The sequence below is a fragment of the Neorhizobium galegae genome, from assembly GCF_017877055.1.
Lineage (GTDB): Bacteria > Pseudomonadota > Alphaproteobacteria > Rhizobiales > Rhizobiaceae > Neorhizobium > Neorhizobium galegae_D.
On the sequence record NZ_JAGIPG010000002.1, the window covers coordinates 822445 to 849009 of the forward strand.

General features: G+C 62.6%; 25 protein-coding genes. 10 read left to right on the forward strand and 15 right to left on the reverse strand.

The features are described 5' to 3' along the window. Window positions 1-186: 186 nt before the first annotated feature. Together J2857_RS14245 and J2857_RS14250 are read left to right on the forward strand one after the other, a co-directional pair. Complete coding sequence (locus J2857_RS14245) at window positions 187-1773, forward strand: Ppx/GppA phosphatase family protein (RefSeq protein WP_245363339.1); 1587 nt, start codon at window positions 187-189, stop codon at window positions 1771-1773. Continuing rightward, window positions 1770-2579 carry an RlmE family RNA methyltransferase gene (locus J2857_RS14250; RefSeq protein ID WP_210010788.1) on the forward strand — a complete coding sequence of 270 codons (810 nt, stop codon included), beginning with the start codon at window positions 1770-1772 and terminating at the stop codon, window positions 2577-2579. Before J2857_RS14245 ends, J2857_RS14250 begins: the two co-directional genes overlap by 4 nt. Here J2857_RS14250 and J2857_RS14255 read toward each other — a convergent pair whose 3' ends face one another. Further along, the gene (locus J2857_RS14255; RefSeq protein WP_210010789.1) at window positions 2580-3983 is read right to left on the reverse strand and encodes an MDR family MFS transporter; all 1404 of its coding nucleotides are present in this window, start codon (window positions 3981-3983) and stop codon (window positions 2580-2582) included. 195 nt (window positions 3984-4178) lie between these two features. Between J2857_RS14255 and J2857_RS14260 the strand changes: the two genes are divergently transcribed. Next, the gene (locus tag J2857_RS14260) at window positions 4179-5168 is read left to right on the forward strand and encodes an MBL fold metallo-hydrolase (RefSeq protein WP_210010790.1); all 990 of its coding nucleotides are present in this window, start codon (window positions 4179-4181) and stop codon (window positions 5166-5168) included. Window positions 5169-5348: 180 nt separating this feature from the next. After that, complete coding sequence (gene guaB / locus J2857_RS14265; protein WP_210010791.1) at window positions 5349-6851, forward strand: IMP dehydrogenase; 1503 nt, start codon at window positions 5349-5351, stop codon at window positions 6849-6851. 154 nt (window positions 6852-7005) lie between these two features. Here guaB and J2857_RS14270 read toward each other — a convergent pair whose 3' ends face one another. Further along, on the reverse strand, window positions 7006-7956 hold the full coding sequence (locus J2857_RS14270) for a LysR substrate-binding domain-containing protein (protein WP_210010792.1): 951 nt from the start codon (window positions 7954-7956) through the stop codon (window positions 7006-7008). A 200-nt stretch (window positions 7957-8156) separates the two neighbouring features. Here J2857_RS14270 and J2857_RS14275 point away from each other — a divergent pair, with 200 nt between their 5' ends. Beyond that, window positions 8157-8456 (forward strand): DUF1127 domain-containing protein, encoded by a 300-nt coding sequence (locus J2857_RS14275; protein WP_051904147.1) that lies wholly within the window; start codon window positions 8157-8159, stop codon window positions 8454-8456. A gap of 81 nt (window positions 8457-8537) precedes the next feature. Here J2857_RS14275 and J2857_RS14280 read toward each other — a convergent pair whose 3' ends face one another. From J2857_RS14280 to J2857_RS14305, 6 genes are all read right to left on the reverse strand, one after another. Next, on the reverse strand, window positions 8538-9440 hold the full coding sequence (locus tag J2857_RS14280; protein ID WP_210010793.1) for a DUF937 domain-containing protein: 903 nt from the start codon (window positions 9438-9440) through the stop codon (window positions 8538-8540). Window positions 9441-9529: 89 nt separating this feature from the next. After that, window positions 9530-10903 (reverse strand): glutamate--cysteine ligase, encoded by a 1374-nt coding sequence (locus J2857_RS14285; protein WP_210010794.1) that lies wholly within the window; start codon window positions 10901-10903, stop codon window positions 9530-9532. Window positions 10904-11030: 127 nt separating this feature from the next. Then, the gene (locus J2857_RS14290) at window positions 11031-11768 is read right to left on the reverse strand and encodes a 16S rRNA (uracil(1498)-N(3))-methyltransferase (RefSeq protein ID WP_210010795.1); all 738 of its coding nucleotides are present in this window, start codon (window positions 11766-11768) and stop codon (window positions 11031-11033) included. 64 nt (window positions 11769-11832) lie between these two features. Then, window positions 11833-13338 carry an inorganic phosphate transporter gene (locus J2857_RS14295; RefSeq protein ID WP_210010796.1) on the reverse strand — a complete coding sequence of 502 codons (1506 nt, stop codon included), beginning with the start codon at window positions 13336-13338 and terminating at the stop codon, window positions 11833-11835. A 143-nt stretch (window positions 13339-13481) separates the two neighbouring features. Next, entirely contained in the window at window positions 13482-13988 is a 507-nt protein-coding gene (locus J2857_RS14300) for an NUDIX hydrolase (RefSeq protein ID WP_210010797.1), read from the reverse strand. Between the two features lie 214 nt (window positions 13989-14202). Beyond that, window positions 14203-14976, reverse strand: coding sequence for a FadR/GntR family transcriptional regulator (locus tag J2857_RS14305; protein ID WP_210010798.1), 774 nt, complete (start codon window positions 14974-14976; stop codon window positions 14203-14205). 98 nt (window positions 14977-15074) lie between these two features. Here J2857_RS14305 and J2857_RS14310 point away from each other — a divergent pair, with 98 nt between their 5' ends. Genes J2857_RS14310 through glcF form a run of 3 tightly spaced genes read left to right on the forward strand, consistent with a single transcriptional unit; the run spans window position 15075 to window position 19041 of the window. Beyond that, complete coding sequence (locus tag J2857_RS14310; protein WP_210010799.1) at window positions 15075-16514, forward strand: FAD-linked oxidase C-terminal domain-containing protein; 1440 nt, start codon at window positions 15075-15077, stop codon at window positions 16512-16514. After that, window positions 16511-17737 carry an FAD-binding protein gene (locus J2857_RS14315; protein ID WP_210010800.1) on the forward strand — a complete coding sequence of 409 codons (1227 nt, stop codon included), beginning with the start codon at window positions 16511-16513 and terminating at the stop codon, window positions 17735-17737. The genes J2857_RS14310 and J2857_RS14315 overlap by 4 nt, the downstream gene beginning before the upstream one ends. Next, a complete protein-coding gene (gene glcF, locus J2857_RS14320; protein WP_210010801.1) occupies window positions 17737-19041 on the forward strand; it encodes a glycolate oxidase subunit GlcF in 1305 nt (434 codons plus the stop codon). Before J2857_RS14315 ends, glcF begins: the two co-directional genes overlap by 1 nt. 59 nt (window positions 19042-19100) lie before the next feature. On the opposite strand, the gene J2857_RS14325 is transcribed toward glcF, so the two are convergent. The 3 genes from J2857_RS14325 to J2857_RS14335 form a co-directional block, all read right to left on the reverse strand. Then, entirely contained in the window at window positions 19101-19736 is a 636-nt protein-coding gene (locus tag J2857_RS14325) for an outer membrane protein (protein ID WP_245363341.1), read from the reverse strand. Window positions 19737-20001: 265 nt separating this feature from the next. Next, window positions 20002-20694, reverse strand: a complete 693-nt coding sequence (locus tag J2857_RS14330) for a L,D-transpeptidase (protein WP_210010803.1) — start codon at window positions 20692-20694, stop codon at window positions 20002-20004. Window positions 20695-20857: 163 nt separating this feature from the next. Beyond that, the gene (locus J2857_RS14335; RefSeq protein ID WP_210011675.1) at window positions 20858-21646 is read right to left on the reverse strand and encodes a L,D-transpeptidase; all 789 of its coding nucleotides are present in this window, start codon (window positions 21644-21646) and stop codon (window positions 20858-20860) included. A gap of 240 nt (window positions 21647-21886) precedes the next feature. Between J2857_RS14335 and J2857_RS14340 the strand changes: the two genes are divergently transcribed. Further along, window positions 21887-22516, forward strand: a complete 630-nt coding sequence (locus J2857_RS14340; protein WP_210010804.1) for a DNA-3-methyladenine glycosylase I — start codon at window positions 21887-21889, stop codon at window positions 22514-22516. Here the strand turns inward: J2857_RS14340 and J2857_RS14345 are convergent. The 4 genes from J2857_RS14345 to J2857_RS14360 all read right to left on the reverse strand — a co-directional run bounded on the left by J2857_RS14345 (window position 22503) and on the right by J2857_RS14360 (window position 24895). Next, window positions 22503-23207, reverse strand: coding sequence for an HAD family hydrolase (locus J2857_RS14345; protein WP_210010805.1), 705 nt, complete (start codon window positions 23205-23207; stop codon window positions 22503-22505). The two genes, J2857_RS14340 and J2857_RS14345, sit on opposite strands and share 14 nt — an antisense overlap. An 86-nt stretch (window positions 23208-23293) precedes the next feature. Further along, the gene (copM, locus tag J2857_RS14350) at window positions 23294-23665 is read right to left on the reverse strand and encodes a CopM family metallochaperone (RefSeq protein ID WP_210010806.1); all 372 of its coding nucleotides are present in this window, start codon (window positions 23663-23665) and stop codon (window positions 23294-23296) included. 56 nt (window positions 23666-23721) lie between these two features. Continuing rightward, entirely contained in the window at window positions 23722-24096 is a 375-nt protein-coding gene (locus tag J2857_RS14355; RefSeq protein WP_210010807.1) for a hypothetical protein, read from the reverse strand. A gap of 46 nt (window positions 24097-24142) precedes the next feature. After that, window positions 24143-24895 carry a hypothetical protein gene (locus J2857_RS14360; RefSeq protein ID WP_210011676.1) on the reverse strand — a complete coding sequence of 251 codons (753 nt, stop codon included), beginning with the start codon at window positions 24893-24895 and terminating at the stop codon, window positions 24143-24145. A 124-nt stretch (window positions 24896-25019) separates the two neighbouring features. Here J2857_RS14360 and hisS point away from each other — a divergent pair, with 124 nt between their 5' ends. Beyond that, a complete protein-coding gene (gene hisS / locus J2857_RS14365) occupies window positions 25020-26540 on the forward strand; it encodes a histidine--tRNA ligase (protein WP_210010808.1) in 1521 nt (506 codons plus the stop codon). Window positions 26541-26565: the final 25 nt, after the last annotated feature.

The window sequence follows — 26565 nt, forward strand, 5'->3', positions numbered from 1 at the left end:
CGCGGAGGCTTTCGCGTCATCGGCCCGGAAAAGGGCAAAACCCGGCTGATGACAGGGTGATGACGTGGTTCGGCAAAAAGCCGTTGGCGAAATCGCCACCGCCTGTTATCTTCGCACCAACGAAACAATCAGACGCCAGCGGCATACCTTCAAGAGGCTTTGCGCGGCGAGATGGATTTAACAGTGATGGACCCCGATAGCGGCGCAAAGCCGCCGGAAGGCGGGGCGTCGGCGGTACCGCGCGGAGAGGGTAAATCCTCGAGGCGTCGGAAGGCGAAGCGGAACGGCAAACGTCGTGACGCGGCGCCTGTAACCAATTCGGAAGCGGCCGATTCGGCCGCCTCTGCCGGACGTCCCCATAGCCAGGAACCCAACTCGTCGGCGCGCAAGCGCAAGCGGCGGCGTGCGAAATCCGCCGGCGCCCAGCAGCCGGTACAGGGCTCGAACGCCGCACCCGCAGCACAGCAGGTTCCGGGGCGCCCCGAGGGTGGGCAGCAGCCGCATTCAGCCAAATCGTCGTCGTCCTCGCGCAATCGTCGCAAGAAGAACAGAGGCGGCCGCGGCCTTCAGGGCCGGCCGCTGATGCCTGCCAAGGCGACGCCCGGCGTGGCGAAGGCGCCATCGCCAGCCGGTTCGGGCCAGGTTTCTTCCAAGGATATTCGCGGCAGAGCCGGAGCCGAAAGCCAGGCTGCGGAGCAGCGCGGCGAAAAATTCTCCTACGTCAACGACCTCTATGCCGCGCTCGACCTCGGCACCAACAACTGCCGCCTGCTGATCGCGCAGCCGACAAGGCCGGGCCAGTTCCGGGTCGTCGATGCGTTTTCGCGGATCGTCCGTCTCGGCGAAGGGCTCGGCACCAGCTGCCGGCTGTCGCAGGATGCCATGGACCGCGCCGTCGAAGCCCTGCGCATCTGCGCCACAAAGCTCGCCAACCGACCGATCCGCCGCATGCGGCTGATCGCAACCGAAGCTTGCCGGGCTGCCGAGAACGGCGAGGAATTCCTGGCACGGGTGATCGCCGAGACCGGGCTGGAACTGGAAATCATCGACCGCGAGACCGAAGCGCGGCTTGCCGTGTCGGGATGCTCGTCGCTGGTCGGCCGCGAGGCACGATCCGTCGTTCTCTTCGATATCGGCGGCGGTTCGTCGGAAATCGCCGTCATCCGCATCGATGACAGCCGCTCGAGCCGGCTTGCCAATCACATCACCCATTGGACCTCGCTTCCGGTCGGCGTTGTGACGTTGTCGGAACGGCATGGCGGGCGCGACGTGACGCCGGACGTCTTCAGCGCCATGGTGACGGAAGTCGAAGGCATGCTGGCCGGTTTCGATTGCCCGCCGCTTGCGGCCTTCCGCCGCCAGGGTGCCGAGGATTTCCATCTGATCGGGACGTCGGGAACGGTGACTACGCTTGCCGGCGTGCATCTCGACCTGCCGCGCTACGATCGCCGCAAGGTCGATGGGCTCTGGCTGTCGGATGCGGAAGTCTCCGCCATGCAGGCAAAACTTCTGTCCTGGGATTTTGCCGGCCGTGCCGCCAACCCCTGCATCGGTCCGGACCGGGCTGATCTGGTGCTCGCCGGCTGCGCCATTCTGGAAGCGATCCGCCGCCGTTGGCCGAGCCAGCGCATGCGGGTCGCCGATCGGGGCCTGCGCGAGGGCCTGTTGACGGACATGATGGCCGACGACGGCGTGTGGCGCCGGGTGCGGCCGCGCCGCCAGGCGGGCGGTCAAGGTGCCGGCGGGCAGGATGAGGCGGGAGCAAGGCGATGACGAAACCACCCTCCAGATCCCCGGGCAGCGGCAATCGCACCGGCCGCAAGCTCGGCCAGAAGGTCAAGAAGGGCAAGCTCAAGGCGTCGTCGCGGCGCTGGCTCGAGCGTCATATCAACGACCCCTATGTCCAGCGTGCCAAGCTCGAAGGATATCGCGCCCGCGCGGCCTTCAAGCTTCTGGAGATCGACGAGAAACATCAGATCCTGAAAGGCGCCCGCCGGATCATCGATCTGGGCGCGGCTCCGGGAAGCTGGTCGCAGATCGCCGCCAATGTCACCGGTTCCACCGACGATGATATCCGTGTCGCGGCAATCGATTTCCTGGAAATGGCACCGCTCGCCGGCGTCAAGATCCTGCAGCTCGACTTCCTCGATCCGGAAGCACCGCGCCTGTTGATGGAGGCGATCGGCGGCACGCCGGACGTGGTCATCTCGGACATGGCGGCTCCGACCACCGGCCATCAGAAGACCGATCACCTGCGCACCATGCATCTGTGCGAGGTGGCGGCGTATTTCGCCGTCGAAGTGCTGGGCGAGGGCGGCCATTTCCTGGCCAAGACCTTCCAGGGCGGCACCGAGCGCGACCTGCTCAACATGCTGAAGCAGAATTTCAAACAGGTCATCCACGTGAAGCCGGGCGCCTCGCGCCAGGAATCGGTCGAGATGTTCCTGCTCGCCAAGCATTTCAAAGGCCGCAGGGCAGGCGAGGTTGCCCTGGAGTCCGAGATGGAGGAATCCGAGGTGGAGGATGCGGACGTGGAATATGCCGAAGCTGAAGATTCCGAGCTGGATAATCGGGCCTGATTACTCGCCGGCTTCCGGCTGGATCCTGCCGGCCCGGTGGCCGGAAACGGCAGCACCCGTCATCGGGTCCAGCTTCAGCAGCGGCACGACGGCCAAAAGCGAAAGGGCAGCCACCAGGAAGAAGGCCAGGTGGAAGTCAAAGAGCTGTAGATGGGTGCCGGTGACCGCCGCCGAGGCTTCGAGAATGAAGGCCGCGAAGGCGACGCCGAGGGCCATGCTGATCTGCTGCAGGACGGAGGCGATCGAGGTCGCCTGGCTCGCCTGCTCGTCGCTGATCTCGGAATAGCTGAGCGCATTCGAGCCGGTGAAGAAGAAGGAACGGCAGAAGCCCGACATCAGCAGGAAGGCGATGATCAGGGCGTGGGAGGTTCCCGGCGTGAAAAAGCCGTTTGCCGCCGTTGTCGCCGCACCGAGCACGCCCGAGACGATCAGCGTCATCTTGAAGCCGGTCATGGCAAAGACGCGGCGCGCCGCGAACTTCACGATCAGTGCGCCGAGCGCGCCCGCGAACGTGATAAGGCCGGACTGGAAAGGGTTGAGGCCGAAACCGAGCTGCAGCATCAGCGGCATCAGGAATGGAATGGCGCCTGTCGAGATGCGGAACAGCGTGCCGCTGCTGCTGGCGGCCCGGAACGCGTCGTCCTTGAAGAGCCCCAGGTTGAGGATCGGCGCGGGGTGACTGCGCGCATGGACGACATAGGCGACGCCGGCCGCGAGTCCGAGTGCCGTCGCCGTGATGCCGATGGCCGGCGGCAGCGCCGGAAGGCCGACGACGGAAAGCCCGAAGACCGTGCCGGCCGCGGTGACCGAGGTCAGGAAGAACCCCCACCAGTCGATCGAAGGCGGGTTGGTGGCCTCGATTTCCGGCAGGAAGATGGTCGAGAGATAGATGCCGAGCAGGCCGACCGGCACGTTGATCAGGAAGATCCAGTGCCAGGTGAAATAGGTGGTGATGAAACCGCCGATCGGTGGCCCGGTGAGGGGCCCGACCAGCGCCGGGATGGTCAGCAGCGCCATCGCCGAGACGAGTTCGCTGCGCTTGGTGGTGCGCAACAGAACCAGGCGCGCGACCGGCGTCATCATCGCTCCGCCCATGCCCTGCAGGAAGCGCGACAGCACGAACTGGAGGAGGTCGGAGGAGAACGCGCAGCAGATCGAACCGACGACAAAAACGAGGATCGCGACGCGAAAGATCTTCTTGGCGCCGAAGCGGTCCGCCATCCAGCCGCTGATCGGGATGAACATGGCGAGCGCCACCATGTAGGAGGTCAGTGCCAGTTTGAGCGTGATCGGCCCTACATTGAGGTCGGCGGCGATCGCCGGAAGCGCGGTCGCAATGACGGTTGAATCCATCTGCTCCATGAAAAGGGCGACGGCGAGAATGAGCGGAACGATGCGGTTCATGGGGTGCCTGCAATGGCGGGAATCGGCCCGTCCATAGACCTCTTGGGCCCGTCTGCCAATTGCGGAATCTCACCATTTCCGATTTTGGGTCACGTCTGCGTGAGATCGGATTTCCTCGGCAGGGAGCACGGTTATGTTCCACCGGATAGGACCCGATTTTGACGGTCCGGCACAATTCCAGGAGGCAGCGACATCATGACGAATTCAGGTATCGGACGGCGCACCCTTATCGGCACAGCCGGTTTGGGCATTCTCGCCGCTCCGGCGATCATCAATGCCGGGGCTTTTGCCCAGGAGACGCAGAAATTGGCAATTGATCATGTGACCCCGCCGGATATCCACAAGTTCAAGCTCGGCGGTTTCCAGGTTCTGGCGGTGAAGGACGGTGCCCGCCCTTCCGGTGCTCCCGGCGAAACCTTCGGCCTCAACCAGCCGCCCGAAACGCTCGCAGCGCTTCTGACCCAGAACTTTCTGCCGACGGACCAGTTCGTCAACAGTTTTTCACCGACGCTGATCGATACCGGCAGCAACGTGATCCTGTTTGATACCGGTCTCGGCAAACCGGGCCGCGCCCAGGGCGTCGGACGCCTGATCGAAGGATTGGCAGCCGCTGGCTACATGCCGGAGGATATCTCGATCGTCGTCATCACCCACATGCATGGCGACCATATCGGAGGCCTCATGGAAGACGGCAAGCCGGCCTTCCCGAAAGCGCGTTATATCACGGGCCAGGTGGAATACGACTTCTGGACCGATGCCGCCCGCGCCGGCACGCCGGCGGAAGGCAACCAGAAGAGCGTGCTCGCCAATGTGAAGCCGCTTGCCGAAAAGATGACCTTCCTGAAGGATGGCGGCGAAGTGGTTTCCGGCATCACCGCCATGTTGGCGCCGGGCCATACGCCCGGCATGCTGAATTTCAATATCGAATCGCAAGGCAAGCGCCTGATCCTCGCCGCCGATACGGTCAACCACTACGTCCTGTCGCTTCAGCGGCCCGAATGGGAGGTGCGTTTCGACATGGACAAGGCGCAGGGAGCGGCCACCCGCAAGAAGGTCCTCGACATGATCGCCACGGACAAGGTCGCCTTCCTCGGCTATCACATGCCCTTCCCGGCGGTCGGTTTCGTCGAAAAGCAAGGCACCGGCTACCGTTTCGTGCCGAAGAGCTATCAGTTCGACATCTGATTGTTGTTGAAAACCGATCGAAACCCGGGAGAAGCCTCTCTCGGGTTTTTGCTATTCCCTTCTTGTCATGAACGTGTTACCAGCCCTCGCCAACTTCCAAGCAATTGTTGCCGGAGCGTCGGGACGTATAGAGTCGTTCCTGAGCGCATCCCGCATTTTCTAGATCGAAGGAATTTGGCAATGGCACGCATCATTGAAACCGCAACCGGCGCAGATGCGCTTACCTTCGACGACGTGCTCCTGCAGCCCGGCCATTCCGAAGTCATGCCGGGCCAGACGAATATCGCCACGACCATCGCCCAGGATATCGAACTCAACCTGCCGATCATCTCCTCGGCCATGGACACAGTGACGGAAAGCCGGCTTGCCATCGCCATGGCGCAGGCAGGCGGCATCGGTGTCATCCACCGTAACCTGACCCCGGTCGAACAGGCCGAACAGGTTCGCCAGGTCAAGAAGTTCGAAAGCGGCATGGTCGTCAACCCGGTGACGATCGGCCCGGATGCGACGCTGGCCGAGGCGCTGTCGCTAATGAAATCCTATAGCATCTCCGGCATTCCGGTGGTCGAGAACGGTGGCGGCCATGTGCCGGGCCGGCTGGTCGGTATTCTCACCAACCGCGACGTCCGTTTTGCCTCGGATCCGGCTCAGAAGATCTACGAGCTGATGACCCGCGAGAACCTGATCACGGTCAAGGAAAGCAGTGTCGATCAGACGGAAGCCAAGCGCCTACTGCACAAGCACCGCATCGAGAAGCTGCTGGTGGTGGATGGCGAAGGCCGCTGCGTCGGCCTGATCACCGTCAAGGACATCGAGAAGTCTCAGCTCAACCCCAATGCCTCCAAGGATGCGCAAGGGCGCCTTCGGGCCGCTGCCGCGATCAGCGTCGGCGACGATGGTTTCGAGCGCGCCGAACGTCTCATCGAGGCAGGCGTCGATCTCCTGGTCGTCGATACCGCCCACGGCCATTCGCAGCGCGTGCTCGACGCCGTCACCCGCGTCAAGCGCATCTCCAACCACGTGCGTGTCATGGCCGGCAATGTCGCGACCTCCGACGGCACCAAGGCGCTGATCGATGCCGGCGCGGATGCGGTCAAGGTCGGTATCGGCCCGGGCTCGATCTGCACCACCCGCATCGTCGCCGGCGTCGGCGTGCCGCAGCTTGCAGCGATCATGTCGGCCGTCGAAGCGGCGCGCGCGCAGGACATTCCCGTCATCGCCGACGGCGGCATCAAGTTCTCGGGCGACCTCGCCAAGGCGATTGCCGCCGGCGCATCCGCCGTGATGATCGGTTCGCTGCTGGCCGGCACCGACGAAAGCCCCGGCGAAGTCTATCTCTACCAGGGCCGCTCGTTCAAAGCCTATCGTGGCATGGGCTCGGTAGGCGCCATGGCGCGCGGCTCGGCCGACCGCTACTTCCAGGCGGAAGTGCGCGACACGCTGAAGCTGGTTCCCGAAGGCATCGAGGGCCAGGTCCCCTACAAGGGTCCGGTCTCCGGCGTGCTGCACCAGCTCGGCGGCGGTCTGAAGGCGGCCATGGGGTATGTCGGCGGCGCCAATCTCAAGGAATTCCAGGAGCGCGCCACCTTCGTGCGCATCTCCGGCGCCGGCCTGCGCGAAAGCCATGCGCATGACGTGACGATCACCCGCGAGAGCCCGAACTATCCCGGTGGCGGCCTCTAATAGTCGTGGCGGGAGAGGGTATTGCCTCCTCCTTCCAATTTCAAAAGAAGTTGGGCAGGATGGGGCACCTTACGAAGATGTAGAACGTTCTTCGTGCTTACGTCAACGCTCACAAGCATTCCTGATAGCCGCCAAGGGCTTGGCGGCTAGTCCTTTACCACCCTGGCATCACCGAGCCGGCCCTGGCCCGCGGCATGCGCTGGAATGCTTTGGCCTCTCCATCGAGATCGTCGGGCATCACCGCCGGCGAGATGTTGTCGAGGCAGGCGGTGATGTGGTCGGTGATGGCGTTCATCAGTGACGGTGAAAGCCCCGGCCGCTTCATCAGGCCGATCTGAACCGGAGGCAGCGGCGGAAAACCATCGGCGGAGGACAGCACCTTCATGCCGGTGCGCAGCGCCGATTCCGGCAGCACCGAGACGGCCATGCCGGCAAGCACGGCCGCGGCGACGACGGTCGAGGACCAGCTCGTGAACAGGACCTGGTATTCGCGTCCGTCCGCATCGAGCGCCGAACAGGCGAGCTGCCGCCACAGGCAATCGCGGCGGCCGACCGCGAGCGGCACAGGCGCGTCGTCCTTCAGCGGATGGTTGGCCGAGCCGACCCAGCAGAGCGGCTCGGTGCGCACCACGTCGGAAATCCTCTGTCGCGGATTGTGCGTGACGAGCGCGATATCCAGCTCCCCGCGCGCCATCTTTTCCGCAAGGCTGACCGACGGCTCGCAGACGATATAGAGCTCGACATTCGGATGGGTCTTGGCAAAGCGGCCGATGATCTCCGGCATGTAGCGGTCGGCATAGTCGTCCGGCGTGCCGATGCGCAGCGTGCCCTCGAGACGGTTGTCGTCGAAGGCGGCAATCGCCTCGTTGTTCAGGCGGATGATGCGCCGCGCGTAATTCAGCAGCTTCTCGCCCTCGGCAGTCAGCCGGTTGCCGCGGCCATCCTTGGCGAACAGCTGCTTGCCGATCCGTTCCTCGAGACGGCGCATCTGCATCGACACGGCGGACTGGGTCTTGAACACCCGGTCGGCAGCCTTGGTGAAGCTGCCGGTGTCCACGATAGAAATGAAGGTATGCAACTGATCGATATCGAGCGGCGCGGACATGATAGGTCATCCATCCATCAGAGGGTTTGATGCTAACCATTAGAAACATTCGTTGGACTGATCAATAGATTTTACGCGATAAGGGGATCGCAAATCAAAATCGAAGGGTGCTTATTCCCTGAGCACCCAACCTTGGCAGCCCTTCCGTCGGACCTCCGCGGAAGGGATGGCCTTTCTCGTGCCTGCAAAAGGATAGACCCATGAGCACGACCGACTGCGGAACTGAACTCGATCTCGTTCACGAAGGGCGCGGTGCGTATGGCCGCTTTGGCCTCGTGGTGCTGCGAACGAAATCCGTATGGCGTGCCTTTCGCAATCGTCTGGCGAGCAATCGCCTCCATGATCTCGACGACCGCCAGCTCAACGATATCGGCATCACACGGCATGATGTGGTGATGGCGCTCAATCATTCGGGCGCGCTGGATGATCCGTCTCTGCTTCTGTCGCGTGCCGCCCGCGAGCGTGCGCGGCACCGCTTTGCAAGACCGGCCAATCGCTGATCTTGCCTGACCTTTTCCCCGCAGGGTGATAGCCAATAGCCCTGCTGCTTGCCCGGCCGGTCGATCCGTGCCGGGCTTTTTTTATTTGGACGGCTTTGGAGCGGCAGGCACCGCTTCGGCATTGGCGCCTGTGCCATTGCGCAGATAGGTGTCGAAGATCGCTTCCATGTTCTTCTGGTAGCTCTTCTGCACTTCAAGCCCGCTGTCGAACATGTTGTTCAGCACGTCGCGATAGGGATTGGGTTCGGCCGCGGGTGCTTCCTTAGGTTTTTCCGGTGCGGGTGCAGCGGCCGAGGGGCTCTGGTTCGGGAAGGCGCCCCCCATCATGTCCTGGAAGGCCTTGGTGAAGGGATTGTCGGCGAACGGGTTGGCGCTCGAAGGTTGAGGCTGTTCCGGCTTGTCGAGGCCCCACATGGAACGCATTGCCTGGGCAAAGGGGTTGTCGAAAGGGTTGGCGGCCGTCTGCGGTTTCGCCTTCGGCTGCAGGCCCATGCTTTCGAGCCATTGCTGTTGCATCTGGCCCATCGGGGAGGCGGTAAACGCCTCGTTGGCGCCGGTCATCTGCCCGGTCATCTGTTTGAACAGCCCGCCCATCAATGTGTCGGCCATGGCCGGCATCATCTTCTTGAAGACTTCCTGGCCGATCCCTGTGAGTTGTTCGGCCTGCGCCGCGATCGCGCGGGAGACTTCCTTCGAGCCGAACAGCTTTTCGAGCACGGCATTGCCGTCCGTCGTGCCTTGCGGTGTAAAAGCCTTGGTCAGGTCCTCGAAATATTTGGCATAGGCGCCCGACACCATGCTATTCATCAGCGAGGTGAGGTCGTAAGGATTGGCGCTGGTGCGCTTGAACCCGGAGGAAAAGGCGGGCATCAGCGCTGCCATGGCCTGGGTAGCCTGTTCCTGAGCCAGGTTGAACTGCTTGGCGATCGCCTCCATGCCTGCGCCGTCCTGAGCTCTGAGCATCATGTCGAACAGTGGCAGCATGGAGAATCCTTTCCGGTTCGGGTGATGCACCACTATATCCGGAAAGTGCTGAACGGAAACCGGTTTTTAGAACCGATCTCAATCGCCCCTCAGTATTGGTATTCCTCGAACACCGGCTCGACCGAACCGTTCCAGCGGCCGTGGTAGAGAGACAGCATGTCGTCCGCCATGGTCGTCTTCTTGGCGAGCACCTCGTCGAGCGGTTGCAGGAAGATGCTTTCGTCCTGGCTTTCGCCGTTCAGCCGTGCCCGCGCCCTCAAACCCGCCTTGGAGATCGCCACCGCCTCGCGGGCGACGTCGAGCACCGACTGGCCCTTGATCTCGGCCTTCAGGCCCTTCGCCGGCACGGCATCGCGCATGGCGATGACATCTTCGACCGTCCAGTCGGCCGTCAGCGTTTCGGCGTCGGCAAGCGCCGTGTCGTCATAGAGCAGGCCGACCCAGAAGGCCGGCAGCGCGCAGATCCGCCGCCACGGGCCGCCATCGGCCCCGCGCATTTCGAGGAAGCGCTTCAGGCGAACGTCGGGGAAGAGGGTGGAAAGGTGGTTGGTCCAGTCGCCCATCGTCGGTTCCCAGTCCTTGACCTCGCCTTTCAGCGCGCCGTTCATGAACTGGCGGAAGGTGACATGCGTGCAGTCGTGATACTTGCCGTCGCGAACGACGAAATACATCGGCACGTCCAGTGCCCATTCCACGTAGTCGGTAAACCCGAAATCGGGTCTGAACACGAAGGGCAGCACGCCGGAGCGCTGGTTGTCCGTGTCGCGCCAGATGTCGCCGCGCCAGGAGAGGAGCCCGTTCGGCTTGCCTTCGGTGAAGGGGGAAGAGGCAAACAGCGCGGTTGCGATCGACTGCAGCTTCATCGACACCCGCATCTTGGCGGCCATGTCCTCCTCCGAGGAGAAGTCGAGATTCACCTGGATCGTGCAGGTACGGTACATCATGTCGAGGCCCTTGGAGCCGACCTTCGGCATGTAGCGCGTCATGATGTCGTAACGGGATTTCGGCATGCGCGGGGTCTCCGCCAGGCTCCATTTCGGGCTGCCGCCGACGCCGAGAAAACGGATGCCCATCGGTTCGGCGATCTCGCGCAGAACAGCGAGGTGCTGGTTCGATTCCCGACAGGTCTGGTGAATGGTCTCGACCGGTGCACCGGAAAGCTCGAACTGGCCGCCGGGTTCGATCGAGATCGCGCCCATGCCGGAATGTTCGGCAAGCCCGATGATGTTCTCGCCGTCCATGATCGGCTCCCAGCCGAGTTTGGCTTCCATGCCTTTCAGCAGCGCGGAGATGCTGGCATCGCCGAAATAGGGAACCGGGCTGTTGTCCCCCCGGAAAAAGGCGAATTTTTCATGCTCGGTGCCGATGCGGAAATCTTGCCTCGGCCGCGGCCCCTTCGCCAGGTAGGCGGAAAGCTCGGACACCGAGGTCAGCGGTGTCTGGTCGGTCGTATCGCGGGCCATGAAAATTACCTTGCTCGGAATGCCTGATCTGGACGGATAACCGGCTGATTGGACCGGATTGATGTGCGCTGCAAGTGAATTTCTTTCAAGATAGATTCAGAATTTCAAGACCCTCATGTCAAGCGGGTCACCGCCAGTCGCCGACCGCTGCCTGGATGACCGCAAGCGCTGCGACCGCGGCCGTATCCGCCCTGAGGATCCGGGGTCCGAGCGGGATCGCGGTGACGAAGGAAAGCGAACGCAGCCTTTCCCGTTCCTCTTCCGAAAATCCGCCTTCCGGGCCGACCAGCAGCGCCAGCTTGCTCTCCTTGATCGCCGAGAGGATCGGCAGCGGGTTCTGGCCCTCGTCGCCTTCGTCACAGAAGATGATGCGCCGATCGTGGGGCCAGGTGTCGAGCAGGTCGCCGAGCTTCTTCGGCGGCGCGACCTCCGGCACCGACAAAATGCCGCACTGCTCGGCAGCCTCCACCACATTCGCCTGAAGCCGGTCCATGCTGGTGATCTTGCCCTGCACATGCTGGGTCATGACCGGCTGGATGAACCCTGCGCCCATCTCGACAGCCTTCTGCACCAGGTAGTCGAGACGGCCGACCTTCAGCGGCGCGAAGAGGTAATGCAGGTCGGAGGCCGGCGGCTGAGGCCGGGTTTCCTCGATCGCTTCCAGCACGATCTTCTTGCGGGTCGGATAGGTAATTTTCGCCTTCCATTCACCGTCGCGGCCATTGAAGAGCAGGATCGCCGAACCTTCCTCCATCCTCAGCACGTTGGCGAGATAGTTGAACTGCTCCGACGACACCTCATGGCGTGCACCGGCGCCGAGCGGCGCCTCGATGAACAGCCTCTGCATCCGGAAATTGGCGCGCATGGAAACCTCGAAACCCAGAGCATATCCTAAAGCGTCACGGGCGAATCTGAAAGATCCCGACGCTTTAGACGAACAGCGCGAACATAGCCGTGGCGATCAGCGCCGCAAGGGTTGCGGCCGCCGGAAGGGTGATCATCCACGCCGCGATGATGCTCAAGAAATGCGAGCGCCGCACCAGGTAACGCCGTTTCAGCTCGTCGTCATTGCGCTCGAAGGGCTCGGTGGTATCGAGGTCCTTGCCGGCCCGCACCCGCATGTATTCGAAGCGGCGTCGGGAATGGCGGGTATACCATTCGCGGAAGAAGCCGACGCCGAACACCGCACCGACGGCAATATGGGTCGAGGAGACCGGCAGGCCGATCCAGGAGGCGACGATCACCGTCAGTGCCGTCGACAGAGAGACGCAATAGGCGCGCATCGGATTGAGCTTGGTGATCTCTGCGCCGACCAGCCGGACCAGCTTCGGGCCATAGAGCAGCAGGCCGAGCGAAATGCCGAGGCCGCCAATGACGAGTTCCCAGAGCGGAATACGCACGCCTGCCGAGATGCCCCTTTGCGCCGCGGAAACGATCGCCGCAAGCGGACCGATGGCGTTGGAAACGTCATTGGCACCATGCGCGAACGAGAGCAGCGCCGCAGAAAGGATGAGCGGAATACGGAAGAGCGTGCGAAGCGACTGATTGCGATTTTCGAGCCCTTCGGCCTGCCGGGCGATCACCGGGATCAGCAGGCGCCAGGCGGCGAGCCCCGTCAGGAGGGCGATCAGCGTTGCAACCGGCGCCGACACGTCCACCAGTTCCCCCAGCCCGAGCAGCGCCAGATAGCCTGCAAAGGCGCCGGTCATCAGGCCGATCAGCACCGGCACCCATTTCTTGGCCGCGGCGATCTTGTCCTCGCGGTAGATGATGGCTTCCTTGACGAAGAACAGGAAGGCGGCAGCGATGACGGCGCCGAGGATCGGCGAAAAGACCCAGCTTGACGTGATGCCCGCGATCGTTGCCCAATTGACTGCGGAAAGTCCGGCGGCAGCGATCCCGGCGCCCATGACCCCGCCGACGATCGAATGGGTGGTGGAAATCGGTGCGCCGAGCCAGGTCGCGACATTGATCAGCACCGCGGCCGAAAGGAGTGCCGCCATCATCGCCCATATCAGCACGTCGGGGCTGGTGATCATCCCGCCCTCCATGATGCCGTTGGCGATCGTATTGGCGACGCCCCGACCGGCGAGCACGGCACCCGCCACTTCGAAGATCGCAGCCAGCCCGAGACCGAAGGTCATCGTCATGGCGCGGGCGCCGACAGCAGCGCCGATATTGTTGGTGACGTCATTGGCGCCGATGTTCATTGCCATGTAGGCGGCAAGGCCGGAGGCGGCGATGACGACGACGGCGCCGGGTTTGCCCGTGACATAGGCGGCCGCAAAGATGGCGACGAGGATGATGAACAGCAATGCCGTTCCCGGAGCGGCAAGCCCGCGCGACATCTGCCGGGCGGCTTCCTCCACGGAGGAGAATTTCTCCAGATCCTTGTCGAGCGTCGGCTTCGCCAGGCGCGGCCTTCTCTGGCCCATATCTCCATCCTTGGGTGAAAAGTGAGGCGCGAGAACGGAGCTGCCTGCCGTCTCCGCCTCCCGGAAGAAATCAAGGCCTAGCGCTTAATAGCGTGCGCAGGCGAAGGCAATATTGCGGAATTGTGAAGGTGCTTCGAAGCGCTCTAACTTGCAGCCTTGATTGCAAGCTGCGGAACGCGCGGCTGCATTCGTTCGGCGAACTGCAGGAAGAGAATCTTCAGTTCCGGTTCGTTGACGCGCATCGCGGCCTCTTCACAGGAAACCCATTCTAGTGTCCGAGAGCCCTTTTCCGGGTAGCTTTTCAGGCATTCGTCCACTTCGAGCGCGTGGACCTGCACCCGCACGGGAATCTTCAGGCCGTTATCGAGGGTCTTGCGATAGTGATAGAAACCGAGTGGTTCCTTTTCCACCCTGCCCTTGACGCCGACCTCTTCGAACGCTTCGCGTTCGGCGACCTGGTGAGCTTTCTTGTCGGTCATCGGCCAGCCCTTCGGCACGACCCAGCGGCCGGTATCGCGGCTGGTCGCGACGAGAACCTCGAGTTGTCCCGGCTTCTTTTTTATCCGGTAGCAAAGCGCAGCGTATTGCTGCCGCGGCGGCCGCTGCAACATCAACCGAAGATTGCTCGTAACCCGATCCATCAAGCCCAATTTCTGTTTAGTCCTCCAGCAAATGGTAATTTACTAATATAATGCTTGCGCGAGGATTAACGACCCCTAGCGACTTTTTTGGGAAGAATCACGGTGGATAACGACCCCGGAAGCAATGACCATTGTGAGGCCACCAAGTTTCACGTCAATAGAAATTTGCACAGGTGTTCAATTGTAATTGTGCATGACGTCCGGCTATCCGTAGGGGGCGGCCTCAAATCTTGGTCTGCATCATCCTGAGTTCTGCGATCCGGCTCCATTCGCCGGTACGTTCGGCCTCGTCGGTGACCTTGGAAATGAAGTCGATATGGTCTTCCGCAGCCTGTCTGGCCCTGGAGGGGTCGCCATCCAGGATCGCCCGCCCGATCGCCTCGTGTTGGGTCATCACGGCATCATGGGCGCCGCCGACATTGAAGATGACGCGGCGGTTATAAAAGATTCCGTCGCTGAGCAACCGGTAGCAGGCTCTGAGCGTGTGCATCAGGACGATATTATGCGCCGCATCGCCGACGGCATTGTGAAATTCGACGTCGGATGTCAGCTCGTCCTCGAAACGCCCGTCCCGATGAGCGTCGCGCATCGTCTCCAGGATGCGTTCGATGAGTTGCCGGTCGGTCGCGGTCGCCCGTCTGGCGGCAAGCTCCGCCGTCATGCCTTCGAGTTGGCGTCGGTATTCGAGATAATCGTGAACCGCCCGCTGATGCCGGCGGATCAGCGCGACCAGCGGCGGCGAGAAGATTTGGCCGACGATATCGGCCACATAGGTGCCGCCGCCATGCTGGCTGATGAGTAGCCCGCGTGCCTCCAGCTCTTTCAGCGCCTCTCTCAGGATCGGTCGGGAAACGTCGAACCGCTGCGCCAGCTCACGTTCGCCCGGCAGGCGACCGCCGTCGCGCAGCACGCCGTTCAAGATCAGGCTCTCGATCTGCAGGATGACCTCGTCCGCAGTTCGTCCATGCGGCACCGGCGCGAAAAGCTCATGCGTCAACTTTGCCGTCTCCAAATCGGGTGATGCCAGCCGGGCGTTCGGCTCCTTGTATCACTGGTAAAAAAAGTATACCAGTTGAATGTCTTTAGGAGGAGCCGGTGGCCGATACGATCAGTTTTCTGAAGCCCCGCGATGCGGTGCTGTCGCGCCGGGCGGCGATCATTGCCGACCTGACCGAGCTGCTGCCGCCTGAATGCCTGGTGCATGAGGCGCGCGAGCTGGTGCCGTTCGAGACCGATGCGTTCGTCTCCTACCGCCGCCTGCCACTTGCGGTCGCCTTGCCGAAGACCACGGCGCAGGTGGCCGCGGTGATGAAATACTGTCATCGTTATGGCATTCCGGTCGTGCCGCGCGGGGCCGGCACTTCGCTTTCCGGCGGCGCCATCCCGCAGGAGGATGCGGTCGTGCTCGGCTTGTCCAAGATGTCGCGCATCCTGGAAGTCGATTACGCCAACCGTACCGCCACCGTGCAGGCCGGGGTCACCAATCTCAACATTTCCGAAGCGGTCGGCGTCGACGGATTTTTCTATGCGCCGGATCCAAGCTCGCAGCTCGCCTGCACCATCGGCGGCAATATCGGCATGAATTCCGGTGGCGCCCACTGTCTGAAATACGGCGTCACCACCAACAACCTGCTCGGCGTAAAGATGGTGCTGGTCGACGGCACGGTGATCGAGCTCGGCGGCAAACATCTGGATGCGGCGGGTTACGACCTGCTCGGCCTCGTCTGCGGTTCCGAAGGCCAGCTCGGCATCGTCACCGAGGCCGTGGTTCGGCTGATCGCCAAGCCGGAAGGCGCCCGCCCGGTCCTGTTCGGCTTCGATACATCCGAACATGCGGGCGCCTGCGTTGCCGATATCATCGGCTCCGGCATCATTCCGGTCGCCATCGAATTCATGGACAAGCCGGCGATCGAGATCTGCGAAGCATTTGCCCATGCGGGTTACCCGCTCGACGTGGAAGCGTTGCTGATCGTTGAAGTCGAGGGTTCCGAGGCCGAGATGGAGGCGATGCTGAAAGCGATCGTCGAGATCGCCGGACGCCATGGCGTCAAGACCGTGCGTGAAAGCCAGTCGGCAACCGAGGCGGCATTGATCTGGAAAGGTCGCAAGTCCGCCTTCGGCGCCACGGGTCGCATCGCCGACTATATCTGCATGGATGGCACGGTGCCGCTCGGCAAGCTCTCCTATGTGCTCAACAAGACCTCCGAGATCGTCGATCGTTTCGGGCTTCGGGTCGCGAACGTCTTTCATGCCGGCGACGGCAACATGCACCCGCTGATCCTGTTCAACGCCAACGACCCCGAGGATGCGGCCAGGGCCGAAGAGGCGGGCAACGAGATCCTGAAACTCTGCGTCGATGCCGGCGGTTGCCTCACCGGCGAGCACGGCGTCGGCATCGAGAAACGCGACCTGATGCGCCACCAGTATTCGGAGGCCGATCTCAACCAGCAGATGGCGGTGCGCTACGCTTTCGATGAAGGTTGGATACTCAACCCGTCCAAGGTCTTTCCGCTGGATGGACGGCCTGCCGCATGACGCTGATACCGAATTCCGAAACGGACGCCGCCTACATCATCCGCAATGCCGCGGGTGATGGAAAGAAGCTCGCGCTGTGCGGCGGCAACACTCGCGCCGGTTTCGGCAATTCCGTCGAGCCGGCCGAAATGGTGAGTTCGACCGGCCTTTCCGGCATTGTCGACTACGAGCCGGCGGAAATGGTGATGACGGTGAGAGCCGGCACGCCGGTCGCCGAGATCGAGGCGGCGCTTGCCGCCAACCGGCAAATGATGGCCTTCGAGCCGATGGATCACCGCGGCGTCATGGGTACGCTCGGCGAACCGACGATTGGCGGCGTGTTCGCCGCCAATGTCTCCGGCCCGCGCCGTTTCGTTTCCGGCGCTGCGCGCGATAGCCTTCTCGGCATCCGGTTCATCAACGGCCGGGGCGAGGCAATCCGCGCCGGCGGACGGGTGATGAAGAACGTCACCGGCCTCGATCTCGTCAAGCTGCTCGCCGGTTCGCAAGGCACGCTCGGGTTCCTGACTGAGGTGACCTTCCGGGTGTTGCCGGTGCCGCAGACGGTGGAGACCATCGTCATCTCCGGCCTCGATGACACGGCCGCCGCAAAGGCGATGGCGGCGGCGATGGCGCTGCCGGTCGAAGTTTCGGGCGCAGCTCACCTGCCGCAGACCGTCCGGTTCCGTTTCCTCGGCGGTGCATTGCCGAGCGGGGAGGCGACCGTCCTGCGCCTCGAAGGCCTTGTCGCCTCGGTTTCCGTGCGTGCCGAAAAACTCGCTGCAGTGATGGAGGCATTCGGCCCGGTTTCGCGCCTCGGATCGGAGGAGAGCCAAACGCTCTGGCGCCAGATCCGCGATGTCTATCCCTATTCCGATGGGACGTTGAAACCGGTCTGGCGGGTCTCCGTTGCCCCATCTGCAGGCCACCAGCTCGTCGCCGCCCTCCGGCTCCAAACCGGCGTCGATGCCTTTTATGATTGGCAGGGCGGGTTGGTCTGGATGCGCATGGAAGCCGATCCGGAAGCCGATTTGCTGCGCCGCTATATCCGTGCTCTCGGTGGCGGCCACGCGACGCTTCTGCGGGCATCGGATGCGGTGCGCGCCCAAACCTCGGCTTTCGAGCCGTTGCCGGATGCGGTGGCGGCACTCTCGGCGCGCGTAAAACAGAAGCTCGACCCGGCCGGCATTTTTTGCCCGGGCAAGATGGGCTACGCATCCCCGACAGCGGGAGGGATCCTTTAGTGCAAACCAACTTCACCCTCGCCCAACTCGCTGATCCGCATGTCGCCGAATCCGAACAGATTCTCCGCCGTTGCGTGCATTGCGGCTTCTGCACCGCCACCTGTCCGACCTACGTCACCCTCGGCAACGAGCTCGACAGCCCGCGCGGCCGCATCTATCTGATCAAGGACATGCTGGAAAACGGCCGCCCGGCGGACGAGGAAGTGGTCACCCATATCGACCGCTGCCTGTCCTGCCTTGCCTGCGTCACCACCTGTCCCTCCGGCGTCGACTACATGCATCTGGTCGACCATGCTCGCATCCATATCGAGAACACCTACCGCCGCCCGCTGGTCGACCGCCTGATCCGCAACCTGCTTGCCGCTGTCCTGCCTTATCCCGCTCGTTTCCGCGCCGCACTCGCTCTCGCAAAGCTCGGCCGTCCCTTCGCGCCGCTTCTGAAGCGTGTGCAAGTGCTGAAGCCGCTGTGGGCTATGCTGGATCTTGCGCCGAAATCTGTCGCCGGGATTTCAGGCTCGGCGGCGCCCGGCACGCATGCTCCGGAGATCGAGAAGCGTGGCCGTGTCGCGATCCTGTCGGGCTGCGCCCAGCCGGTGCTAGATCCGGGCATCAACGACGCGACGCTCCGGCTGCTGGCCCGGTTCGGTATCGAAGTCGTGGTGCCGGAGGGCGAGGGCTGTTGCGGCGCGCTCGTGCATCACATGGGCCGGGAGGAGCAGGCGCTCGATTTCGCCCGTCGCAATGTTGATATCTGGACGCGCGAGATCGACAATGGCGGCCTCGATGCGATCATCATCACCGCGTCGGGCTGCGGCACGACGATCAAGGACTACGGCCACATGCTCCGCCTCGATCCAGCCTACGCTGAAAAGGCGGCGCGGATATCGAACCTGGCCAAGGATATCACCGAATATCTGTCCACACTTGATTTGCCGAGGCTTGAACCGAAGCGACTCAACGTCGCCTATCACTCCGCCTGTTCGATGCAGCACGGCCAGAAGATCACCATGGCGCCGAAGAACCTGCTGAAGGCGGCGGGCTTCACGGTGCGCGATCCGGGCGAGGGGCATCTCTGCTGCGGTTCGGCCGGCACCTACAACATCCTGCAGCCGGAAATCTCGGCGCAGCTGAAGGCCCGCAAGGTGCGGAATATCGAGGCCACCAAGGCAGATGTGATCGCTACCGGCAATATCGGCTGCATCACCCAGATCGCCTCCGGCACGGCCATCCCCATCCTCCACACGGTGGAGCTTCTGGATTGGGCCTATGGCGGCCCGAAGCCGGAAAATATCCCGGCCAGATAAATTCGGTCCAACAAAAAAGCCGGCGAAATCGCCGGCTTTTTCGTCAAGGGTTTTAAGCCTCAGAACTTGTAGGAGACGCCGAGGTTGATGGCGTGCGTCAGGATGTTGGTCTTGAGTGAAGCGCCGCTGTCGATGTCGACATCCACGAACGAGTAGTTGCCCTTGTATTCGGCAAAGCCCGACCATTTTTCGGTGAACTGGTAGCGAATGCCGGCCTGGGCCTGCAGGGTCGCGCCACCGAACTGATATTCGAACGTGCGACCGGAAGCACGGGTCACTTCGACATGCGGCACGTTGATACCGACACCGGCGCCGACATAAGGCGTCCACTTGCTGCCTTCGATCGGGAACTTGTAGAGCGCGTTGAGCGTCAGCAGGTTCAGGCCGTCGGTGAATTCGAAGACGCTCCAGCCGCCGGCCTTGACCATGGTTTCGTCGTCTGCATAGACCTTGGCGTGGGTGTAATCGAGCGAGACACCCCAGTTCGTGAGGGCGCCGCCGTCGAACCAATAGGTGCCGCGGATACCCCAGTAGGGCGGCATCGCGAAGGGCTTGGTATCCCAGCCGGCTGCGAAATCAGGTCCGTCCGAGACGTCGACGTCGGAGTGCGGAGTGAACTGGTAACCGCCGTAGCCGGAGATTTCAAATCCGCCGGTGTGAACCGGGGCCACATAGGCCGGGGTTGCTGGTGTCATGTCGGCCGCCTGAGCCGGAGCAATATAAGCAAGACCAGCGGTGAGAAGCGTGGAAGCGAAGGCGAAAGAAAGAATTTTGCGCATGAATCAGCCTGCAGGGAGGAACGTTGGCTTTTGATGACTCAATGTTTAGCGGCGGATGCATCGGCGGTCTGTGCTTTTTCTGCATCAGTCGCCGACGAAGCTAGGCGATTTATGGTTAACGAAGTCTAAACCCCTGAAAAGGGCAGTTTTTGCTGCCCTTTTTGACCTTTGGCCGGGTGTCTCAGCCGCCGAAAATTGTGCCGAAAATATCGATGCCGCGATCCTTGAAATCGACGTCCCCCTGCCGGTTGCCGGGGCCGATGACGATCACCTTCGTGCCGATGTCGGCGCGCGAATAAAGATGCTCGACATCCTTGTTCATCATGCGGATGCAGCCGGACGACATGTTGAGGCCGATCGTCCAGGGCTGATTGGTGCCGTGGATACGGAAGATCGTGTCGCGGCCGCCCTTGTAGAGATACATGGCACGGGCGCCGAGCGGATTGTCGATGCCGCCTTCCTGCACGGCCGGCAGAATGCGGCCGGCCCGACGTTCGCGGACGCGCATCTCGGCCGGCGGCGTCCAGGAGGGCCACTCCGCCTTGCGGCCGACATTGACGACGCCTGACCAGCCGAACCCTTCGCGCCCGACGCCGATGCCGTAGCGGGTCGCCCGGTTGGGGCCTTCGATATAGTAGAGGAACTTGTTGTTGGTATCGACGATGATCGTGCCGGGTTTCTCGGTCGATGAGAAGCGCACCATGCGGCGCTTGAATTCTTCCGGCACTTCCCGCGGCATCGCGACCAGCGTCACGTCGCTCGTCGGGCGTTCGATAAACGGCGCTGCCGGGCCGAATGCGCTGGCATGTCCGGCGGTGAAGAAGATCGCGCCAGCCATCCCCATGGCCATCGCGAGGGTCTTGCCTGTCCTCATTCCCCCAATCCTCATCCTAAGGTCCTCTCCGATTTGTTGAACGGCGGAGGCTAACCGACTCGGGCGGCAAAACAAGCAGGGGTAGGTCCAATAAAGAAGATGTGATGGTAAAAAGGCGGCGGGACTGTGTCTTCGCCGCCTCACCTTGGCGGACCGGCTGGCGTTACATGACGATGACCTTGGTTCCGATATTCACCCGTTCGTAGAGATCGGTGACATCTTCGTTGCGCATGCGGATGCAGCCGGAGGAGACGGCGCTGCCGATCGACCACGGCGCGTTGGTGCCGTGGATGCGGTAGAGCGTCGAGCCGAGATACATGGCGCGGGCGCCGAGCGGGTTTTCCGGTCCGCCGTCCATGCGGGCCGGCAGGTAATGCCCCTTGGCGGCTTCGCGCTGGATCATTTCGGAAGGCGGGGTCCAGTCCGGCCACTCGGACTTGCGGCTCACCCGGTGCTCACCTGCCCATTCGAAGCCCGGCTTGCCGACGCCGACGCCGTAGCGGCGGGCCTGGCCGTTGCCGGTGATCAGATAAAGGAAGCGGTTGTTGGTATCGATGACGATCGTGCCGGCCTTTTCCTTGGTGTCGTAGGCGACCGTCTGGGGCAGGAACTGCGGTTCGATCTGGCCGCGGATCGGCTGCGGCCGCATCGCCACCTGCTGCACGGGAGAGCGGTCGAAGATGCCGCGGCGAACCATCGGCTGCTGCTCGCGCTGCTGATAGGCTTCACGCTGCTGGTAAACCGGGCGCGGCTGGGCGGCCTGGCGCGGATAGACGACCGGGCGGCCGTTCGGCCCCGCAAGCTGCATCACCCAGGGGGCGGCAAGATCGGGGCTGACGACGACGGGCGGGCGCTCGCGATAGCGGTCCTGGGCAAGGGCGGTACCGGAAAGGGCAATATTCGACAAGGCAGTCGCAAGGCCGAGGGCCAGGAAAAGGGTTTTCTTCATGATCGGATCCACACGTTACAAATCACCGACCGGACGCCCTTCAAACACTTGATAATTTGGCGTCCGTGTTGACGAACATGGTGACCGCGAGGTGAAAGCGAATGGTAAACGGGTGGAACATTGAAAGCCGGCCGGCCTATAAACCTTTTGGCAGGGTTACCGCCCGGTTTTGAAACATGGTTGACCGATGTTAAAGCCGGCGGAAAAGCCGTTAACCAACGCTCGGGGCTAAAGGAATTGGGAATGGAAAAGGCGGGAATCATCGTTGGCGAGGACGGCAAGGGGCGCTGCGCCTGGCATGGCGGCCTCGAAGACTACCGGCACTATCATGACGAGGAATGGGGCCGGCCGGTGACCGACGATGTCCGGCTGTTCGAAAAGATCTGCCTCGAAGGTTTCCAGTCCGGCCTGTCCTGGCTGACCATCCTCCGCAAGCGCGAAAATTTCCGCGCCGCCTTTGCCGGTTTCGATTTCGTCGAGGTTGCGCGGTTCGGCGAGGCGGATATCGCCCGCTGCCTCGCCGATGCGGGCATCATCCGCCATCGCGGCAAGATCGTCTCGACCATCAACAATGCCGCCCGCGCCATCGAACTCAAGCGCGAGTTCGGCTCGCTCGCCAAATTCTTCTGGAGCTTCGAACCGGCCCCACATCTGCGCCCGGCGGTGATGGATCTTGCGACGCTGAGGGCCAATCCCACCACGCCGGTATCGGTACAACTGTCGAAAGCCCTGAAGAAGCGCGGCTGGACCTTCGTCGGACCGACTACCGTCTATGCCTTCATGCAGGCCATGGGTATGGTCAATGACCATCTCGACGGCTGCTTCTGCCAGCGAGAGGTCGACGAACTGAGGCTGAAATTCAAGCGCCCGTGATCTTCGAGATCACCGAAACCAGTTCGCCGAGATGGTCGATCTGGCGGAAGCGCGGGGCTGCGGTCGGCGCGTCCACATGTTCCAGGACCCAGGTCAGCGCATGCGGCACGAACACACCGTAGCTTCCGGCAGCGATCGCCGGCACGATGTCCGATTTCAGCGAATTGCCGACCATCATCGCCCGTTCCGGCCCGTCCGCCACTTTCGAGAAGATGCGGCGATAGGTGGTGGCGTTCTTGTCGCTGACGATTTCGACCGCATCGAAGAAATCGCCGAGGCCGGATTGTGCGAGCTTGCGTTCCTGGTCGAACAGGTCCCCCTTGGTGATCAACACCAGCAGGTATTCGCCGTTCAAGGCCTCCAGCGTCTCTTCCACATGCGGCAGGGTTTCGACCGGATGGCGCAGCAGGTCACGGCCGATGTCGAGGATTTCGCCGATTATCCTGGTCGGCACCTTGCCGCCGGTGATCTCGATCGCCGTCTCGATCATCGACAGGGTAAACCCCTTGATGCCGAAACCGTAATGGGAAAGATTGCGTTTTTCCGCGTCCAGCAGCCGCTCGGAGATATGCGCGCCTTCGGCGAACTCGCCGAGCAGCGTGGCGAAGTGCTCCTCCGTCAGCCGGTAATATTGTTCGTTCTGCCAGAGCGTATCGTCGGCATCGAAGCCGATAGCGGTAATCGGGCGCATGAATCTGCCTCCATTCGCTGATATGGCGAAGAAGCGGGCGCCGGGCAAGACGAAAGCCTGCCCGGCCTCACAATCATCAAGACTTGTTACTTGCCGTGCGCCTTCAGCCAGGCCCGCATCTCGGCAATTTCCGCCTCCTGCGCCTTGATGACGGCCTCTGCGAGCTGGCGGATTTCCGGATCCTTGCCATGCGCAAGCTCGATCTTGGCCATGTCGATCGCGCCCTGGTGATGCGGGATCATGCTGCGCACGAAATCCGCATCCGTATCGCCGGAATATTGGATCGCCATGTCCTTGTGCATCCTGGCATTCGCATCTTCGAATGCCTTGGTGGATGGGTTGCCGCCCGTCGGCATGTTCATCTTGGAATGATCCATTCCCTTCATCTCCTGGGCGGCGAGCGGGCCGGTGAGGAGAGCGGAGAAGGTGGCGGCCATGAAAATGATTTTTGCAGACATAGGGTTTCCTTTTCCGTGTCCGACAGAGTTTAATGATGACGTCGCTTGGAATTCCGTCAGGCGTGGGGAGGGGGTGTCAGCGGCGCGGTTGGCGGAGAGACCGGCACCTGCTCGATGGCTGGCGAAGGATAGGCATAGGCAGACCGGCCACCATCGCCGATCGCCAGTGCCGGCAGCAGCGTCAGGCAGGCGGCACAGAAGGGCGTAACGCAGGTCTTGCCGCCATGCGGGCAGGGCTGCTGCGGTGACCCATGAGCATGCGATGCCTTGGCCATCTCGGTGGTCGTGCCATGGTCGCGGTGCTGGGCGCGGTCCTGCATGACCTGCGCGGTATGTTCGGCCGGCACCGGCATAGAAGGCATGCCAACGGCCGGCATGGCCCCGTAAAGCAGCCAGGCGAAAAACATCATGATGGCGGCAAGGCGTGACATGGCTTTGAATCTACGATCGTCTCTGCGGAAATCAACCGCTTGAACATCACAAGGCGATGACATCGTGCACCGCCTGATATTCCTTGCTGAGTTCGCCATAGGGCGCGACCGGCCAGGTCCACGCCCGTTTCGCCGGCGGCGCGGGCACGCCGCAGAGCAGGTCGGCCTCTTCGAGCACCTGCCCGCCACGATCGGTGACGCGATAGGCCGTGTCGGTGATCAGGGCCGTCTTGCAGGGCAGTGCGGCGAGACCGTCGAGATGCGCCAGGATCAGCCGCTGCAAGATCTCGCCTCGTGCGGGATTATTTTCGGCTTCCAGCCGGCGCTTCGATGCCACCCCGATCTGCGACAGGATATTGGCCGAAACCACGAGATCGAGATACGGCACCTGCCGCAGGAATGAGAGCGGCTCGACAACCTTGGCCGCGGCCGCATCGTCGAAACCGGAAAGATCCCGCGAAATCAGCCGGACGTTGCGGAACCGCTTTGCCTTCAGCCGCATCCGCACGCTCGCCAGATGCACGAGGTCGACCAGCACCACCGTATCGAATTTTGCCGCCAGATCATCGATCGGCACGTCCCGCAGCAGACCCGAGCCGAGCACGACCACGGTGCGCCGCTGCTTCATTCTGGCGACCGTCTCGCGAATGAACGCCTTGCAGTTCTCCTCGTGGCTCCCCCAGTCCGTCGCGCACCGCCCGGCCCGCGACCACAGGCTGACGGACGAGCGGACGAAGGGATGGAATTCTGATGGCGTGACAGCGGAGGTCGCGGCATATTGGAGAGCTTCGGTGAGCATGGGGCAGGGATAGCAGCCGAAGCGATTCTTCACCAGCCGCCGCCCTTGCCGCTCCGGCCTCTATCCTCTAAGAAACCGCACACAAATCCGGCCTCTCCGGGGCCTTGGCAATGGAATTCCGATCATGAGCGACAAGCAGAAGAAACCTCAGAAACTGAAAGCCCGCCTGCCGCGCGGCTTCGTCGATCGTTCCGCCGCCGATATCCATGCCACCAACGAGATGACCGCGAAGATCCGCGAGGTCTACGAGCGCTACGGTTTCGACCCGGTCGAGACGCCGCTGTTCGAATATACCGACGCGCTCGGAAAATTCCTGCCCGACAGCGACCGCCCGAACGAGGGCGTCTTTTCGCTGCAGGACGACGACGACCAGTGGATGAGCCTGCGCTACGACCTGACGGCGCCGCTCGCCCGCCATGTCGCGGAAAATTTCAACGAGATCCAGCTGCCGTTCCGCACCTATCGCGCCGGCTACGTCTTCCGTAACGAGAAGCCGGGTCCTGGTCGCTTCCGCCAGTTCATGCAGTTCGACGCCGATACCGTCGGTGCGCCGGGCGTCCAGGCGGATGCCGAAATGTGCATGATGATGGCCGATACGATGGAAGCGCTCGGTATCAGCAGAGGCGACTACGTGATCCGCGTCAACAACCGCAAGGTTCTGGACGGCGTCATGGAGGCGATCGGGCTTGGGGGCGACGACAAGGGTGGACAGCGGCTGAACGTGTTACGGGCCATCGACAAGCTCGACAAGTTTGGCCCCGAAGGCGTCAGGTTGTTGCTTGGTGCCGGCCGCAAGGATGAATCCGGCGACTTCACCAAGGGCGCGGGCCTCGGCGAAGAGCAAATCGAGAAGGTGCTCTTCTTCGTCGGCATCAAGAACTACGCCGAAAGTGCCGCCGAGCTTGGCGAACTTGTCGCCGGCACGGCGCAGGGCGGCGAAGGCGTCGACGAACTGAACACGATCGGCGCGCTTGCCGTCAGCGCCGGTTACGGCCCGGATCGCATCAAGATCGACCCCTCCGTCGTCCGTGGCCTCGAATATTACACCGGCCCGGTCTTCGAAGCCGAACTGCTCTTCGACGTCACCAACGAAAAGGGCGAAAAGGTCGTCTTCGGTTCGGTCGGCGGCGGCGGGCGTTATGATGGTCTCGTGTCGCGCTTCATGGGCCAGCCGGTTCCGGCGACCGGTTTCTCGATCGGCGTCTCGCGCCTGATGACGGCGCTCAAAAACCTTGGCAAGCTCGGCCAGGACGAGGTGATCGCCCCGGTTCTGATCACCGTCATGGATGGCGATGTCGAGAGCATGGGCCGCTACCAGCGTTTCACCCAGACGCTGCGCAACGAAGGCATCCGTGCCGAAATGTATCAGGGCAACTGGAAGAAGTTCGGCAATCAGCTGAAATATGCCGACCGCCGCGGCTGCCCGATCGCCATCATCCAGGGCGGCGACGAGCGGGCGCAGGGCGTCGTGCAGCTGAAGGACCTGATCGAAGGCAAGCGCCTGTCCGGCGAGATCGAGGACAATGCGAGCTGGCGCGAGGCGCGTGTGGCGCAGGATACCGTTCCCGAGGCGGATCTGGTCGCCAAGGTGAAGGAAATCCTGTCGGCCCAGGCGGAGGATCGGAGAAGGGCAGGCAATGCGTGAGGTTTACCCCCTTCTGCTCTGCCGG

Coding starts and splice junctions, on each gene's coding strand:
- J2857_RS14245 (WP_245363339.1), top strand. CDS start 187: ATGGACCCCGATAGCGGCGCAAAGCCGCCGGAAGGCGGGGCGTCGGCG.
- J2857_RS14250 (WP_210010788.1), top strand. CDS start 1,770: ATGACGAAACCACCCTCCAGATCCCCGGGCAGCGGCAATCGCACCGGC.
- J2857_RS14255 (WP_210010789.1), bottom strand. CDS start 3,983: ATGAACCGCATCGTTCCGCTCATTCTCGCCGTCGCCCTTTTCATGGAG.
- J2857_RS14260 (WP_210010790.1), top strand. CDS start 4,179: ATGACGAATTCAGGTATCGGACGGCGCACCCTTATCGGCACAGCCGGT.
- guaB (WP_210010791.1), top strand. CDS start 5,349: ATGGCACGCATCATTGAAACCGCAACCGGCGCAGATGCGCTTACCTTC.
- J2857_RS14270 (WP_210010792.1), bottom strand. CDS start 7,956: ATGTCCGCGCCGCTCGATATCGATCAGTTGCATACCTTCATTTCTATC.
- J2857_RS14275 (WP_051904147.1), top strand. CDS start 8,157: ATGAGCACGACCGACTGCGGAACTGAACTCGATCTCGTTCACGAAGGG.
- J2857_RS14280 (WP_210010793.1), bottom strand. CDS start 9,440: ATGCTGCCACTGTTCGACATGATGCTCAGAGCTCAGGACGGCGCAGGC.
- J2857_RS14285 (WP_210010794.1), bottom strand. CDS start 10,903: ATGGCCCGCGATACGACCGACCAGACACCGCTGACCTCGGTGTCCGAG.
- J2857_RS14290 (WP_210010795.1), bottom strand. CDS start 11,768: ATGCGCGCCAATTTCCGGATGCAGAGGCTGTTCATCGAGGCGCCGCTC.
- J2857_RS14295 (WP_210010796.1), bottom strand. CDS start 13,338: ATGGGCCAGAGAAGGCCGCGCCTGGCGAAGCCGACGCTCGACAAGGAT.
- J2857_RS14315 (WP_210010800.1), top strand. CDS start 16,511: ATGACGCTGATACCGAATTCCGAAACGGACGCCGCCTACATCATCCGC.
- J2857_RS14325 (WP_245363341.1), bottom strand. CDS start 19,736: ATGACACCAGCAACCCCGGCCTATGTGGCCCCGGTTCACACCGGCGGA.
- J2857_RS14330 (WP_210010803.1), bottom strand. CDS start 20,694: ATGAGGACAGGCAAGACCCTCGCGATGGCCATGGGGATGGCTGGCGCG.
- J2857_RS14340 (WP_210010804.1), top strand. CDS start 21,887: ATGGAAAAGGCGGGAATCATCGTTGGCGAGGACGGCAAGGGGCGCTGC.
- J2857_RS14345 (WP_210010805.1), bottom strand. CDS start 23,207: ATGCGCCCGATTACCGCTATCGGCTTCGATGCCGACGATACGCTCTGG.
- copM (WP_210010806.1), bottom strand. CDS start 23,665: ATGTCTGCAAAAATCATTTTCATGGCCGCCACCTTCTCCGCTCTCCTC.
- J2857_RS14355 (WP_210010807.1), bottom strand. CDS start 24,096: ATGTCACGCCTTGCCGCCATCATGATGTTTTTCGCCTGGCTGCTTTAC.
- J2857_RS14360 (WP_210011676.1), bottom strand. CDS start 24,895: ATGCTCACCGAAGCTCTCCAATATGCCGCGACCTCCGCTGTCACGCCA.
- hisS (WP_210010808.1), top strand. CDS start 25,020: ATGAGCGACAAGCAGAAGAAACCTCAGAAACTGAAAGCCCGCCTGCCG.